At 69.7% G+C, this 13,796-nt stretch carries 14 protein-coding genes; 5 read left to right on the forward strand and 9 right to left on the reverse strand.

What is annotated here, in order from left to right:
* Entirely contained in the window at positions 1-777 is a 777-nt protein-coding gene (pstB, locus tag KBO27_RS01575; protein WP_132621701.1) for a phosphate ABC transporter ATP-binding protein PstB, read from the forward strand.
* A 141-nt stretch (positions 778-918) separates the two neighbouring features.
* Here the strand turns inward: pstB and KBO27_RS01580 are convergent, their stop codons facing one another.
* The 7 genes from KBO27_RS01580 to KBO27_RS01610 all read right to left on the reverse strand — a co-directional run bounded on the left by KBO27_RS01580 (position 919) and on the right by KBO27_RS01610 (position 8,635).
* Positions 919-1,773: a helix-turn-helix domain-containing protein gene (locus tag KBO27_RS01580; protein WP_307870191.1), complete on the reverse strand. Its 855-nt coding sequence runs from the start codon at positions 1,771-1,773 to the stop codon at positions 919-921.
* A gap of 133 nt (positions 1,774-1,906) precedes the next feature.
* Positions 1,907-2,554 carry a phosphate signaling complex protein PhoU gene (gene phoU, locus KBO27_RS01585; RefSeq protein WP_210968204.1) on the reverse strand — a complete coding sequence of 216 codons (648 nt, stop codon included), beginning with the start codon at positions 2,552-2,554 and terminating at the stop codon, positions 1,907-1,909.
* Positions 2,555-2,657: 103 nt separating this feature from the next.
* Complete coding sequence (locus KBO27_RS01590) at positions 2,658-4,949, reverse strand: LCP family protein (RefSeq protein ID WP_307870192.1); 2,292 nt, start codon at positions 4,947-4,949, stop codon at positions 2,658-2,660.
* Between the two features lie 251 nt (positions 4,950-5,200).
* On the reverse strand, positions 5,201-6,055 hold the full coding sequence (locus KBO27_RS01595; protein WP_372448810.1) for a GGDEF domain-containing protein: 855 nt from the start codon (positions 6,053-6,055) through the stop codon (positions 5,201-5,203).
* Between the two features lie 268 nt (positions 6,056-6,323).
* Positions 6,324-6,725, reverse strand: coding sequence for a hypothetical protein (locus tag KBO27_RS01600; protein WP_210968205.1), 402 nt, complete (start codon positions 6,723-6,725; stop codon positions 6,324-6,326).
* Positions 6,726-6,728: 3 nt separating this feature from the next.
* Positions 6,729-7,883, reverse strand: a complete 1,155-nt coding sequence (gene dusB, locus KBO27_RS01605; RefSeq protein WP_210968206.1) for a tRNA dihydrouridine synthase DusB — start codon at positions 7,881-7,883, stop codon at positions 6,729-6,731.
* Positions 7,884-8,008: 125 nt separating this feature from the next.
* Positions 8,009-8,635 (reverse strand): superoxide dismutase family protein, encoded by a 627-nt coding sequence (locus tag KBO27_RS01610; protein WP_132671926.1) that lies wholly within the window; start codon positions 8,633-8,635, stop codon positions 8,009-8,011.
* A 435-nt stretch (positions 8,636-9,070) separates the two neighbouring features.
* Between KBO27_RS01610 and KBO27_RS01615 the strand changes: the two genes are divergently transcribed.
* Positions 9,071-9,370 (forward strand): hypothetical protein, encoded by a 300-nt coding sequence (locus KBO27_RS01615; RefSeq protein WP_210968207.1) that lies wholly within the window; start codon positions 9,071-9,073, stop codon positions 9,368-9,370.
* Positions 9,371-9,391: 21 nt separating this feature from the next.
* Here KBO27_RS01615 and KBO27_RS01620 read toward each other — a convergent pair whose 3' ends face one another.
* Together KBO27_RS01620 and KBO27_RS01625 are read right to left on the reverse strand one after the other, a co-directional pair.
* The gene (locus KBO27_RS01620; protein WP_210968611.1) at positions 9,392-9,763 is read right to left on the reverse strand and encodes an ArsC/Spx/MgsR family protein; all 372 of its coding nucleotides are present in this window, start codon (positions 9,761-9,763) and stop codon (positions 9,392-9,394) included.
* Positions 9,764-9,898: 135 nt separating this feature from the next.
* Positions 9,899-10,693, reverse strand: a complete 795-nt coding sequence (locus tag KBO27_RS01625; RefSeq protein ID WP_210968208.1) for an alpha/beta fold hydrolase — start codon at positions 10,691-10,693, stop codon at positions 9,899-9,901.
* Between the two features lie 211 nt (positions 10,694-10,904).
* Here KBO27_RS01625 and folP (KBO27_RS01630) point away from each other — a divergent pair, with 211 nt between their 5' ends.
* The 3 genes from folP (KBO27_RS01630) (at position 10,905) to folP (KBO27_RS01640) (ending at position 13,484) form a co-directional block, all read left to right on the forward strand.
* On the forward strand, positions 10,905-11,771 hold the full coding sequence (folP, locus tag KBO27_RS01630) for a dihydropteroate synthase (protein ID WP_210968209.1): 867 nt from the start codon (positions 10,905-10,907) through the stop codon (positions 11,769-11,771).
* Positions 11,771-12,517: a dihydrofolate reductase family protein gene (locus tag KBO27_RS01635; protein WP_210968210.1), complete on the forward strand. Its 747-nt coding sequence runs from the start codon at positions 11,771-11,773 to the stop codon at positions 12,515-12,517. Before folP (KBO27_RS01630) ends, KBO27_RS01635 begins: the two co-directional genes overlap by 1 nt.
* A gap of 151 nt (positions 12,518-12,668) precedes the next feature.
* Positions 12,669-13,484 (forward strand): dihydropteroate synthase, encoded by an 816-nt coding sequence (folP, locus tag KBO27_RS01640; RefSeq protein WP_132672094.1) that lies wholly within the window; start codon positions 12,669-12,671, stop codon positions 13,482-13,484.
* Positions 13,485-13,796: the final 312 nt, after the last annotated feature.

Consider the following 13,796-nt stretch of genomic DNA (forward strand, 5'->3'; position numbering starts at 1 on the left):
ATGGCCAAGCGTCTCGACATCAAAGACCTGAACCTGCACTACGGCAAGTTCCACGCGGTGCAGGACGTGACCCTGCAGGTGCCTGCCCGCAGCGTCACCGCGTTCATCGGTCCCTCCGGTTGCGGCAAGTCCACCGTGCTGCGGTCGCTCAACCGGATGCACGAGGTCATCCCGGGTGCCCGCGTCGAGGGCAAGGTGATGCTCGACGGTGAGGACATCTACGCCGACAACGTCGACCCGGTGCAGGTCCGCAAGACCATCGGCATGGTCTTCCAGCGGGCCAACCCGTTCCCCACCATGTCCATCCGGGACAACGTGGTGGCCGGGCTGAAGCTCGCGGGCGAGAAGAACAAGTCGCACCTCGACGAGGTCGCCGAGCAGGCCCTGCGCGGCGCGAACCTGTGGGAAGAGGTCAAGGACCGGCTGAACAAGCCGGGCGGCGGCCTCTCCGGCGGTCAGCAGCAGCGCCTGTGCATCGCCCGCGCCATCGCCGTGCGTCCCGACGTGCTGCTGATGGACGAGCCCTGCTCCGCGCTGGACCCGATCTCGACCCTGGCGATCGAAGACCTGATCTCGCACCTCAAGCAGGACTACACGATCGTCATCGTCACCCACAACATGCAGCAGGCCGCCCGCGTCAGCGACCAGACCGCGTTCTTCAACCTGCGCGCGGTCGGTGAGCCCGGTCAGCTCGTGGAGATCGACGAAACGGGCAAGATCTTCTCCAACCCCACCCAGAAGGCCACGGAAGACTACATCTCCGGCCGCTTCGGCTGAGCCTTCTTCGGTGGCACATGCTCTGTGGTCCCGCTGCTCAGCGGTGCGGGCACGGAGAAAGCGACTCCGTCGCTTGCCTGACGTCTGTCGGTTCCAAAAAAGCGGGGCTTCCCTTGGGAGGCCCCGCTTTTCGTGGTTCCGTCACACCGGCAGCTCGTCGGCAACGGAGGAGATGAAGGCGCTGGAGTCCTTGGGGGTGAGGGCGTTGGTGCAGACCTGCTCGAAGGCCTTGAGGTAGTCGGCCGTGTCCGCGGCCTTGTCCAGGAAGCGGGAGTTGGCGGAGTCGCCGAGGTGCACGACCTGGGGGTCGGCCTCGTTGGTGAACGAGAAGACCGCTGCGCGGTCGCCCATCAGCGGGTGGCCGCCGTTGCTGAACGGCAGGACCTGGATGGTGACGTTGCGGCGGTAGCCCAGCAGCACCAGGTGCTCCAGCTGCTGCCGCATCACGGCGGGACCGCCCACACGGCGCCGCAGAGCCGACTCGTCGAGGACCGCCCACAGCTCCAGGGGGTGTTCGCCCAGCAGCCGCTGCTGGCGCGTGGAGACCACCTTGAGGCGTTCGGCGATCTCGTCGTCGGTGAACACCTGGGAGTCGGAGGTCAGCAGGGCGCGCGTGTAGTCGGTGGTCTGCAGCAGCTCGGGCAGCGGGTCGCTGCCGAAGCAGCTGACGGCCTTCGCCGAGGTCTCCAGCCCGAGGTAGGTCTGCAGGCCGGGACGCAGCGCCGTGCTGGGGTACTGCTGCCACCAGCCGCGCTGCTTGGAGTCCTGGGCCAGGTCGATGAGCGCGTCGAGCTGATCACCCGCGCCGTAGAACTCGGCCATCAGGCGCACGTCGGAGGTGCGCACCGGTACCCGGCCCAGCTCGATCTGGCTGATCTTGCCCTGCGAGCAGTCCAGGTGGGCGGCGACCTCGCGGTGCGTGCGGCCGGCGATCTCGCGGAGGCGCCGCAGTTCACTTCCCAGTCGACGTCGGTGCACGGTCGGACTCTTACCCACCGAGCACCTCATCGGTACGAGTTCGGTCGCTTCTCACTCGAAAGAGGATGGCACACGAAGATCACAACATCGAGTGCTGAGACCGACTATTAATACTTTCCGCGCGAGATCGTCATCTAGCTGCGGAAACCGATCAACGGGACGGCATCTTTCCGGTCACGATGAACTCGACCCGGCGCGCGACTGCGACCGCGTGGTCGGCGAAGCGCTCGTAGAAGCGGCCCAGCAGCGTCACGTCGACGGCCGTGGCCACGCCGTGCTCCCAGTCCGGGCTCATCAGCACGGTGAACAGGTGGCGGTGCAGGTCGTCCATCTCGTCGTCGACCTCGTCCAGCAGACGGGCGGCCTCGACGTCCTGGGTGCGGATCACGGTGCTGACCTGGTGGGCCAGCTTCACGGCGATGCGGCCCATCTCCGCGAAGTAGGCGGCGACGTCGTCCGGCAGCACGGCGTTCGGGTGCCGGCGCCGGGCGGCCTTGGCCACGTGCAGGGCGAGGTCGCCCATCCGCTCCATGTCCTCGGCGGCGTGGATGGTGGCGATGACGCTCCGCAGGTCACCGGCCACCGGGGCCTGCAGGGCAAGCAGCCCGAAGGCGTACTCCTCGGCCCGGGACCGCGCCTCGTCGACCAGCGAGTCCTCGTCGATGACCTGCTCGGCCAGGCTCAGGTCGGTCTCCAGGAGCGACTTGGTGGCGCGCTCCATCGCCGTGCCGACCATCGCCGACATCGAGGCGAGAACGTCGGTGAGCATGCCTAGTTGTTCCTGGTAGACCTCGCGCATGTCACCCAGCGTACTTCCCGGCGGAATCGGACAGAATGACCTGTGGTGAACCGGAGGTGAAATCGCCGTGATCGACCAGCTCGAGGCCGGCGATAACCGCAGGTCAGCCGCAGATCTCGGTGCCGGCGTTCACGGTTGAGTCGCCCGGCAGGGCCGGCTCCGCGGGCTGCTGGTGCAGCACCCGGCCAACGCCGGCCGCGCCACCGGAACCGCCCGAACCGCCGGTCGGCGTGGACTGGGCGGCCTTCTGCGGAGTCCCGTCGGTGGTCACCGGCGCGTCGTCGATCATCGACTGGAACAGCGCCTTCGCGGCGTCCTCGCGCAGGACCTCCATGCCCTCTTCGTTGGCGTAGCCGGTGGTCGGGACCGTCACGAAGGTGACCTTGTTCGGGTCCAGGCCCTGCAGCTGCTGGCCCAGGTCCATCAGCCGGTCGGCGCCGATGTTGTCGCCGAAGGTGTTGGCGCTGACGGCCTTGACGAAGTCGCTGAGCTTGCGCGGGTCCAGCAGCACCTGGCTGGACATGGTCTTGCGCAGCAGCGATGACAGGAACATCTGCTGGCGCTGCATCCGCCCGTAGTCGGAGGTCGGGTCGCCCTTGACGTGCCGGGCGCGGACGTAGGTCAGGGCCTGGTCGCCGGTGAGGTTGTGCCGTCCGGCCTCGGGGATGACCGTGCCGAGCGTGGAGTCCACGACGGGCTTCTCGGTGCAGATCTCGACGCCGTGCACGGCGTCGACCATGGACTTGAAGCCGTTGAAGTCGATGCCGAGGAAGCTGTCCATCCGCAGGCCGGAGACCTGCTGGATGACCTTGGTGGTGCACAGCGGGCCGCCGACCGCGTACGCCTCGTTGAGGCGCGCGCCCTTCTTGCCCGGGACGACCTCGTTGCTGTACTTGCCGGTCTTGGGGTCCCAGCGCTGGCAGTCGGGCCGGTCCACCTGCAGGTCGCGCGGGAAGGACACCAGCTCCACCCGGCTCCGGTCGGCGGGGATGTGGGCGACCATCGTGGTGTCCGAGCGCGCGCCCGGCTCGTCGCTCTCGTCGCCGACGCCGTCGGACGCGCTGGCTCCGGCGCGGGTGTCGGAGCCGATCATGAGGAAGTTCTGGTCGCCAGCCTGCCCGGCGGCGTCCTTGATGTCGGAGGAGTTCGGGTCCAGCGCCAGCACGGCCGAGGGACCGAACAGCGCGGTCGCGCCCCAGGCGAAGCCCAGCGACAGGAACACCGTCAGCGACGCGGCGACCGCCACGGCCATGACGATCAGGTGCGTGCGGCGCTTGCGCTGCTTCTTCTTCCACTCCATCCGCGACCCGCCACCGCGGTCGTCGCGGAAGTCGAAGGGCATGTCGCTGCCGAGCTCGGGCTCCTTCTTGTTGCCGGGGAGCCACGCGTAGCGCTTGCGGCGCTTGGCCTCTTCGGCGGCGATCTCGTCGTGCACCGCGGAGAACCGGGCGAGCGTGAGGTCGATCTGCTCGATGTCGTTCTTGCGATCGTCGTCGTCGCCGAAGTCCTCGGCGATGCCGGCTTCGTCGTCGAACTCGTCGAGCTCGGAGTAGCCGTCGGCGGGCGCCACGATCGCGGTCTTCTCGGCCTGCTGCTCGGCCGGCGGCGTGGGTTTGGCGGGCTGCGCGGGCCGCTCCTGCTGCGCGGGCCGCTCCTGCCGCGGGGCCGCCGGCACCCGCGGGTGCTGCGTGGTGGCGTCCATGTCGGCGGGCGGGCGCGCGGGGTTCGGGCGCGGGTTGCGGCCGGACGGGGGTGAGACGCGCTGCGGGGCGTCGGTGCTCAGCGCCTGGCTGATCCGGGTGGCCTCATCCGCGGGCGGCTCGGGGCTGCGCCGGGCGGGACGCGCGGCGGCGCCACCGGCGAACGCGGCGGCGGCACCCGGAGCGGCGGGCGGTGGCGGGGTGGGTCGCTGAGTGCGACCGGAAGGCGGGGACACCGGGCCTGCCGGCGGCTGCTGCACGGGCCGCGGGCCGGTGCTCGGCGGCGTCCAGCCGGCCGGGGGCGCCGGGTTGTTCGGCGGAGCGGGCGGCGTGGGCATCGGTCGGCTCGGCGGCGCCTGCCGGGGGCGCCGGCCGGTCGGCTCGGGCGAGGTCCACGCCTGCGGAGGTTCCGGCGGTGCCTGCGGAGCGGCCCGACGCGGGCCGGTCTGCGGAGGTTTCTGCTGAGGCTGAGGTGCCGACGGCGGCTGCGGTTCAGCGGCGCGGCGGTGGCCGGAGGTGCCCGGGCCCTTGCCGTGCTTGGACAGCAGGTCGATCACGCGGGTGCCACCCGTGCCGTCCTCGGACAACGCTCGTCGGCGACGCCCGGAACCACTTGCCGAACCGGTGGCATCGGCGTCCTCGTCGGGGCGGGTACGCCGGTGCCCGAAGTCGCCATGCCGGGGGTCTTGCGGCACGCGTGTTCCCTCCCAACCTGCCTCAGTCATCGTTCTGCGGATCTTGACGCGCTCGATACTCCCCGACATGTATCGCGTTGCGCCTCAAAGATAGTACGGCTGATCGCCCGAACTGACGATAGCGCCGACAGTTTCTTCACAATCAGTGCACGATCCTACCGGCTCACTGGTCTGTTCCGACTAACCGTGCTAAGCCAGATGACGGGTATGCGTGAAATCTGAAAGCACCCTGTGTCCTTGATTGATCGCCATCAGTAACCGGCGGCTCTCCTGCCCGCTTCGGTGACGCGCTCGGCCGCGGCCCCGGCCAACCGGACCTCCGCGCCCTTCCGGTACGCGACGGCGTTCCGCCCGGCCCGCTTCGCCGCGTACAGCAGCGCGTCGGCCGAGATGAGCTGCTGCTCGCCCGAGACGTGCCCGCCGGTTCCCTGCTCGTGCACGATTCCGATGCTGATGGTCACGCCGAGGCCGGGCGCCATGGTCTCCCACGGGAAGTGCTCCACCCGCTGCCGGGCCGCTTCGCAGACCTGCACCGCGGAGTTGGGCAGGATGTGCGGCAGCACCAGCACGAACTCCTCGCCGCCGTAGCGGGCGCAGAACGCGCCGTCCGGCAGCGCCTCCTGCAGCAGGTCCACGACGCGCTGCAGCACCCGGTCCCCGAACAGGTGTCCGTAGGTGTCGTTGACCAGCTTGAACCAGTCCAGGTCGATCAGGGCCACGGCCATGCCCTCGCCGGTCATCGAGTTCTCGGTGACCAGGTCCGCGAGCCGTTCGTCGAGGTAGCGACGGTTGTAGCTGGCGGTGAGGCTGTCGCGCAGGCTCTCCTCGCGGGCCTTGGCGTGCTCCTTGCGCAGCAGTTCGACCTCGCTGCGCAGCTGTTCGGGCACGGCGGGCTTGTCCGAGGACATCATGTCCAGCGCGGACCGCAGGTGGTGGTACGCCTGCCGCCACTGGCCCCGGGAGGCCAGCAGGCGCGCTATGGACTCGTGCAGCTCCGCCATGCCCGTGCCGTTGGCGACTTCCTCACGGCTGCGAGGCGTGGGCGGTTGCGGCACGTCACCGCCGCCGGAGTGCGGGTCTTGCCCGGCGTACCTGTTGCGGATCACGTCGACCACCTCCCGTCCGCGCTGTCGTCATCTGACGGAACGATCATGCCGGTTGGACTCGCCCCACGTCTCAATTCGCGCGATCGGGTGACAACGTCGGCGATCGGAGACCGAGCCTTCGGCTCCTAGGTGTGTACCGGGCGGAGGGGCGGATGTGGAAGCGAATCGGTTCGGACCCACCCGCACGGACGAGCAAACCAGTGTCGGTTTCATATCACCGCTCTGCAACCGTATCGAGGTGATCTTGGCCGCATGTCTGGATTTTCGGTTATTGGGGACAGGGTGCGAACCCGAAGGTCCGCCCGTCGAGGACTACGAGGTGTTGTGACCCGATCTGATGACCGGTGGCGCTGCCGTTCACGCGGGTGGTGACTTCGACGCCGATCGCCCAGATCTCGCCGCGCGGGACCACGCCGTCGGCGGTGAACCCGGGGTCCGGCCGCAGCGTGCTCCAGGCGGGGTCCAGCTGCACCGTGAGATCGCCGAGTTCGCACGTGCTGTCGGAGAAATCGGGGTGCTGCGAGCGGTGGAAGAACTCCTGCTGCGCCTGCGGGCCCGCGGTCGCGGCGGCGTTGTTGTCGGCGAAGTAGCCGCGGAAGTCCGGCTGCTGCGGGGCCGTCGCACACCCGGTCGCGCACAGCGCGACCAGGAGCGGCCAGACCACTCGCACGGGTCAGCCGCCGCTGGAGTCGATCTCCGCGCCCGAGGGCACGGTGAGGTCGTCGGGATCGTCGAGCCAGCCCTCCGGCAGCACGACCTTGCCCGCCGATCCCTGACGTCCGCGCGGACCTTCGGCGTCGACCGGGAACGGCACGTCCTGGTCGAGCCGGGCCAGCAGGTCATCGAGCTGCGCGAGGCTGGAGACGAGCCCGAAACCGTGCCGCAGATCCGATCCCACGGGGAATCCCCGCAGGTACTGCGACATGTGCTTGCGCAGGTCCCGAAGGCCCTTCTCCTCGCCCATGTGGTCGGCGAGCAGCTCGGCGTGACGCCGCAGCACGCGCGAGACCTCGCCCAGGTTCGGTCCTTCCGGCACGGGCCGTCCGGTGAACGCGGCCTGCAGGTCGCGGAACAGCCACGGGCGTCCGAGGCAGCCGCGGCCGACGACCACGCCGTCGCAACCGGTTTCGGCCACCATCCGCAGCGCGTCGTCGGCGCTGAAGATGTCGCCGTTGCCGAGCACCGGGATGGAGGTGACGTGCTCCTTGAGGGTGCGGATCGCCGACCAGTCGGCGGTGCCGGAGTAGCGCTGCGAGGCGGTCCGGCCGTGCAGCGCGACGGCGGCGGCACCGTTGTCCTCGGCGATGCGACCGGCGTCGAGGTAGGTGATGTGCTCGTCGTCGATGCCGATGCGGAACTTCACGGTGACCGGGATCCCGGCGGGCTCGGCGGCGTCGACGGCGGCGCGCACGATGTCGGCGAACAGCCGCCGCTTGTACGGCAGCGCCGATCCGCCGCCCTTGCGGGTCACCTTCGGGACCGGGCAGCCGAAGTTCATGTCGACGTGATCGGCGAGGTCCTCCTCGACGATCATGCGCACGGCCTTGCCCATGGTCACCGGGTCGACGCCGTAGAGCTGCATCGAGCGCGGGTGCTCGTCGGCGTCGAAGGTGATCATTTCCAGCGTCTTCGGGTGCCGTTCCACCAGCGCGCGGCTGGTGATCATCTCGCACACGTACAACCCGGCGCCGTACTCCCGGCACAGCCGCCGGAACGCGACGTTGGTGATCCCCGCCATGGGCGCGAGCACCACCGGCGGATCGACCTCGTGGGGCCCGATCCGCAGCGTCTTGGCGCCCGTCGCGGCGGGCAGGTCCAGAGCGGTCATCGCACCCATTGTCCCTGACGCCGAACCTCGATCACCCGTGACCTGCGTCGCGGTCGTTCCCGGGCCGGAAGAGCGGGAAGGGCACCCGCCTGCCGGCGAGTGCCCTTCCCGGTGCTTCAGGCGGCTCAGAAGTCCGCGGAGATGCAGGCCAGGCGCCCGCCCGCCGAGCCGGCCTTGCCGGGCTCGGAGTGGGTGTGGGTCTCGTGGATGACGACCGACTGGGCGTCATCGCGGGTGGCCAGCGCCCAGGTGCCCTCGGCGGTGGCGGTGCCGTTGCCCTGGGCGTCGGTGTGGAAGTCCAGCCAGACCTCGTTCTGCGGGTTGGCGAAGGCCGGGTCGACCGACGGCTTCACCGGGTCGGCCTTCTCCTGGTAGTGCGAGCCGGCGTCCTCGCCGGTCGGGCCGCACGCCTTGACGTGCACGTGCGCACCGTAGGCGCGGTTCGGCTGCAGGCCCTTGACCTCGACGGTCACCTTGCTCTTGCCGTCGGCGTTGGAGGAGGACACGTTGATCTGCCCACCCACCGGCACCTGGTCCGGCTTGTAGGTGATGGCCTTGGCGGCCGGCGAGAAGTTCTCGAACGTCCCGGAGGTCTGCTTGCCCGCAGCGGACTGTCCCTGGGCGGGAGCCTGCGGCGCGGGCTGGTGCTGCGCGTGCTCGGCCGATTCGCCACCGCCGCAGCCGGCGAGCAGTGCGCCGGCGGTGCACAGGCCCGCGATGGAACCGAACAGTCGCGTCCGCTGCTGAAGCATAGGTATCTGTCCTTAGTGGTTGCCGACGTATCGGCGCCGTTTCTGCCCGCATCAACGGTTTTGGCATATTCAGGTTCACGCCTGCTCAGCGGCCGTGCGGGCAATCCCTTCCCTGGGAGTTTGATCCTATGTGCCCGAGGTTGCGGTCCGGCATCACCCGGGCAACGTGGAATCTCAACTTCCGGTTACGGGAAGAAGTAGCCCCTGCTCAGCACGATCAAGCGCCCCTCCGGAGCGACGCTCGTCACGCTCGGCGGCAAAGGATCCACATTGGACTAGACCCGACGTCCCAGCGGGCTCCGGCCAAGGCGCGTCCCACTGCTCCGTTCGGCCCATCGCCGCGGCCTGCTGCGGCGGCGTTGCGGACGGGGTGTGATGTGCCTAATGTGTTACTCGAAGTAACAGGTTCTCTCGGCGTCTCCGGAGGAGGGTGCGATGCCGGTTCCCGAAGCGTTCTCGAAGCTGGTCGACAGCACGGTCGCGCAGGCCGCGAAGTTCTACGAGCAGGTTCGCGAGGACACCGCCGAGCACGTCGCGCGGTTCTCCGGGCGCGCCGCCGGCTGGGCGGATCAGGCCGGTGCCGCGACGGCGGAGTTCACCGAGGACACCGCGATCAAGGCGGCGGCGGTGAGCAGGATCGCGGCCGACCGGGTCGCCCACGCCACCAGCGGTCTCGCCGACAACGTCGGTGAGCGCATCATCCGCGTAGGCGAGCGGCTCAGCCGCCGCGACTGATCCGCCGAAAACCCTTGGCCGTCAGGCGTTCTTCTCGGCGTCGAGGACGCGGCTCACCGATTCCGGGTCGCGTCCGACGACGGTGGTGCCCTCCGACGCGGTGATGATCGGCCGCTGGATCAGCTTCGGGTTCTCGCTCATCAACCGCAGCCAGTCGTCGCGGTGCTCGGCGTCCTTGGGCAGCTCGCGGAGCCCGAGCTCCTTCGCCACGCCCTCACCGGTCCGCGCGATGTCCCACGGTTCCAGACCGAGCCGCCCCAGCACGGCTTCGAGCTCGGCGACGGACGGAGGGTCTTCGAGGTACCGCCGCACGGTGTACCCGGCCCCGGCGGCGTCGAGCTCGCCAACAGCGGAACGGCACTTCGAGCACTGCGGGTTCACCCAGATCTCCATCACGGCCCCACAGTACCCACGCCACCCGCCCACATCGCCCGATGCCCTTTGTAAGCAGCAAGAACGTCCCGAACACTCCCGACCTCGCGGATCGAACGACATCGCGCGGGCCGAACTGCCGCCGTGCGGCTCCCTTCAAGCGCGGGACCAGAGGTTCTGGATCGCGTCGTTGACGGTGTCGGGTTCTTGGACGTGGGGGTAGAAGCCGGGAACCGTCAGGAGATCTGCGCCGATGCGGTCGGCGAGGACCTGGGCGGCGATGGTGAGCGGTTCGCCCGCGAGCCGCCGGTAGGCGTCCGGAGCGCCCGCCCAGTCACCGACGATGACCAGCGACGGCCAGGGCGCGTCGGCGATCGGACCGAGGTCGACCGTCGCGTCCCAGCAGGGCTTTTCGCCCATGCTGGTGCGGGCGGCGCGCAGACGTTGCGGTGTGGCGGGCGGGGTCGGCATGCCGACGCTCTCGGTGGCCAGCCGGAGGTATTGCTCGGCGGTCATGTCCGACGGCAGCGAGCCGGTGGCCGCGCGGTTGCGGGCGAGGCGGTCCGCGATGGCCGGGTGGTCCTCGGCGACGCGCAGCGATCCCGGCTGGATGAGGCACAGCGACCGGACGAGGTCGGGGCGCCGGGAGGCGGCCAGCAGCGCCGCCACGCCTCCGTAGGAGTGGCCGATCAGGTGCGCGCCGTCTCCGAGCGCGTCGACGACGTCGGCGGCATCGACCTCGTAGTCGGTCCGGTGCGGCCCCTCCAGGTCCGGGCTGCCGCCGTGGCCGCGCCGATCGAGCAGCACGATCCGGCGATGCGCGGCGAGCGCCCGCTGATGCCCGAACCCGTACCGGTCGTCGTCACCCCAGGCGAGCACCCCGTGGACGAACACCGCCGGCGGCTCCGCGGCCCCGGGCTCGGCCAGGACGGTCGCGCTCAGCTCCACCACGACGTCGATCGAAGCACGCCCGCGCTCGGTCGGTGGCGGTTTCACTCCGAACCGACCCGGTGAAACCGACATCGATCACAGGCGGTTCGGACCGCAACCGCCCGATGCCAACGGCCGCGGAGGCGGTGGGTGAGCGGACCGCGGAACGGTCGCGGTTCGGTAGGCTCGGCGAGAAGCGGTACGCGCCGAGTTTTCCCAGTTAGGGGGCTGGATGCCTGAGTTGGCCTTCCGGGGTCGAGCGGTGGTCAGCGATCGAGCTCTGATCATGGCGATCGTCAACCGCACGCCGGATTCGTTCTACGACCACGGCGCCACCTTCGAGGAAGGCCGGGCACGGGCAGCCATCGCCGACGCCGTCGCCGAAGGCGCCGACGTCCTGGACATCGGCGGCATCCCGGCGAGCCCGGGGCCGGAGGTGACGGTCGAGGAGGAGATCCGCCGCGTTCTCCCGACCCTGGAGTGGACTCGCGCGGAGTTCCCCGACCTGATCATCAGCATCGACACCTACCGGCACGAGGTCGCCGACCGCGTGTGCCAGGCCGGCGCCGACCTGCTCAACGACACGTGGCAGGGCTACGACCCGCAGATGCTCGACGTGGCCGCCCAGTACGGCGCCGGATACGTCTGCTCCCACACCGGCGGGCTCGAACCGCGCACCGATCCGTCGCGCCCGCACTACGACGACGTCGTCGCCGACGTCATCGACCAGACGACGAAGCTGGCGGAGAAGGCGGTTTCGCTCGGCGTTCCCCGCGAAGGCCTGCTGATCGACCCCGCGATCGACTTCGGCAAGAACACCTACCAGTCGCTGGAGATCCTTCGCCGGCTGCCGGAGCTGATCGACACCGGATGGCCGGTGCTGATGGCGATGAGCAACAAGAACGTCGTGGGCGAAACGCTCGACGTGGAGCTCGGCGACCGGGTGACCGGCACGCTCGCCGCGACCGCGCTCGCCGCGCAGGCCGGGGCGGTCATGTTCCGCGCGCACCAGGTTCGGCAGACCCGGCACACCCTGGAAATGGTCGCGAGCATCGCCGGCGGGCGCGAGCCCTCGAACGTCGTGAGGTATCTGGACTGATGTACCGGTTGTGGCCGCCCGACGAGGCGGGGAACGTCGATCGCGCGGAACTCGAACGCCTCTACGGCTATCCCGAGGGCGAGTCCAAGTGGCTGGCGGTGAACTTCGTGTCGAGCGCGGACGGCGCCGTCGAGGTCGCCGGACGCTCCGGCGGGCTGACGAACGCGGCCGACCGCGAGGTGTACCCGCTGGGGAGCAAGCTGGCCGACGTCATCCTGGTCGGGTCGAACACCGCGGTCGTCGAGGAGTTCCGCGGCATCGAACCCGACGAGGACCAGGCAGAGCTCCGCGAGCGCCACGGTCTGGCGCCGATCCCCCGCATCGCGGTCGTCACCACCGGCCGAACCCTCCCGCCGGACGCGCCGGTGATCACCGACGCCCAGGTCCCGACGATCGTGATCACCAGCGGCTCAGCGCCTCTCGAACTGCGGGAGCAGTGGGAGGCGGCCGGTGCGGAGGTCGTGCTGGCCGGTGAGACCGAGGTCGACCTCGCCGCGGCGACAGCGGCCCTGCAACAGCGGGGCCTCCGGCGGATCCACTGCGACGGCGGGCCGCGGCTCTTCGGCTCGCTGCTCGAAGCGGGCGCCGTCGACGAGCTGCGGCTGACGATCTCGCCGCTGCTGGTGTCCGGGACGGCGGACCGGATCGCCAAGGGCGCCGGCATCGACCCCGCCCGGCTCAGCCTCGCCTCGGTGCTCGCGCAGGACGACACCCTGCTGGTCCGCTACCTGGTCTCGAACAGCTGAGCGCTCCTCGCACCGCGGCCGTTCTGGCAAACTGCCCGTATCGGGCTTCCCAGGCCCTCGCAGGAAGGAACGGGCATTGCGAGATCTTGGCTCCAGCGCGGTCGACCTGGTGTTCCGCGGTCGCCGAGTTGTTCGGGACCGGGCGTTGGTGATGGCGATCGTCAACCGCACGCCGGATTCGTTCTACGACCGAGGCTCCACCTTCGAGGAAGACGCGGCCAAGGCCGCCGTCGAGCGCGCCGTCGCGGAGGGCGCCGATGTGATCGACATCGGCGGTGTGACCGCGAGCCCCGGCGACGAGGTCGACACCGAAGAGGAGATCCGGCGGGTGCTCCCGACGGTGGAGTGGACCCACCAGAACCACCCGGACGTGCTGATCAGCGTCGACACCTGGCGGCACGAGGTGGCCGACGCGGTCTGCCGCGCGGGCGCGGACATCATCAACGACGCCTGGGGCGCCGCCGACCCGCAGATCCTCGACGTGGCGGCCGATCACGGCGCCGGGTACCTGTGCACGCACGCCAACCGCGACCCCCGCGCCGAACCGGTCCGCTCGGACTACGACGACGTCGTCTCCACGGTCGTCGAGGAGACGACGCGCTTGGCCGCGCTCGCCGAGTCCAAGGGCGTTCCCCGCGAAGGCATCCTTATCGACGGCACCGGCTACGGGAAGAACACGGTCGACCACCTGGAACTGGTGGCACGCGTGGAGGAGATCGTCGCGGCGGGATGGCCGGTGCTGATGGCGCTGTCGAACAAGACCTTCGTCCGCGAAAGCCTCGACCTGGACGCCGCCGACAAGGACGAGCTCCTCACCGGCACCCTCGCGGCCACCGCGGTGGCCGCCCACGCCGGAGCCATCATGTTCCGCTCCCACCAGGTCCTCCCCACCCGGCGAACCCTGGAGATGGTGGCCTGCATCCGAGGCATGCGCCCCCCGATCAGAGAACAGCAGTGGATCTCCTGACCCGAAATAGCAAGAACCCCAAGTCGTGTGACCTGGGGTTCTTGGTGGGCCGCCAGGGGATCGTCGAACCCTGAACCCGCGGATTGTCGATCCATGGGGGCAGTGTTTGTCGTTGCCTGACATGACCTTCGATCAGCTGCGTGGACGGCGCCTGGGAAGTTCGCCTTGCTTGGTGCGATTTGCCGTCATCTGCGGCTGATTCTCGGCAATTGATCGGCCACTTCGGCCGTCCCCTGCCGTGGTGTGACGGCCTTCGCGGGGACCACCTGCGTTACTTACCAGGCAGGGCCTGCCGGAGCGGTTCGTCAGCTC

Origin of the sequence: Saccharopolyspora endophytica (genome assembly GCF_018070075.1) — a bacterium.
Lineage (GTDB): Bacteria > Actinomycetota > Actinomycetes > Mycobacteriales > Pseudonocardiaceae > Saccharopolyspora > Saccharopolyspora endophytica.

What these genes read in the sequence shown, in the direction of transcription:
- pstB (WP_132621701.1), top strand. Translation starts at nt 1, where the DNA reads ATGGCCAAGCGTCTCGACATCAAAGACCTGAACCTGCACTACGGCAAG.
- phoU (WP_210968204.1), bottom strand. Translation starts at nt 2,554, where the DNA reads ATGCGCGAGGTCTACCAGGAACAACTAGGCATGCTCACCGACGTTCTC.
- dusB (WP_210968206.1), bottom strand. Translation starts at nt 7,883, where the DNA reads ATGACCGCTCTGGACCTGCCCGCCGCGACGGGCGCCAAGACGCTGCGG.
- KBO27_RS01610 (WP_132671926.1), bottom strand. Translation starts at nt 8,635, where the DNA reads ATGCTTCAGCAGCGGACGCGACTGTTCGGTTCCATCGCGGGCCTGTGC.
- KBO27_RS01615 (WP_210968207.1), top strand. Translation starts at nt 9,071, where the DNA reads ATGCCGGTTCCCGAAGCGTTCTCGAAGCTGGTCGACAGCACGGTCGCG.
- KBO27_RS01620 (WP_210968611.1), bottom strand. Translation starts at nt 9,763, where the DNA reads ATGGAGATCTGGGTGAACCCGCAGTGCTCGAAGTGCCGTTCCGCTGTT.
- folP (WP_210968209.1), top strand. Translation starts at nt 10,905, where the DNA reads ATGCCTGAGTTGGCCTTCCGGGGTCGAGCGGTGGTCAGCGATCGAGCT.
- KBO27_RS01635 (WP_210968210.1), top strand. Translation starts at nt 11,771, where the DNA reads ATGTACCGGTTGTGGCCGCCCGACGAGGCGGGGAACGTCGATCGCGCG.
- folP (WP_132672094.1), top strand. Translation starts at nt 12,669, where the DNA reads ATGGCGATCGTCAACCGCACGCCGGATTCGTTCTACGACCGAGGCTCC.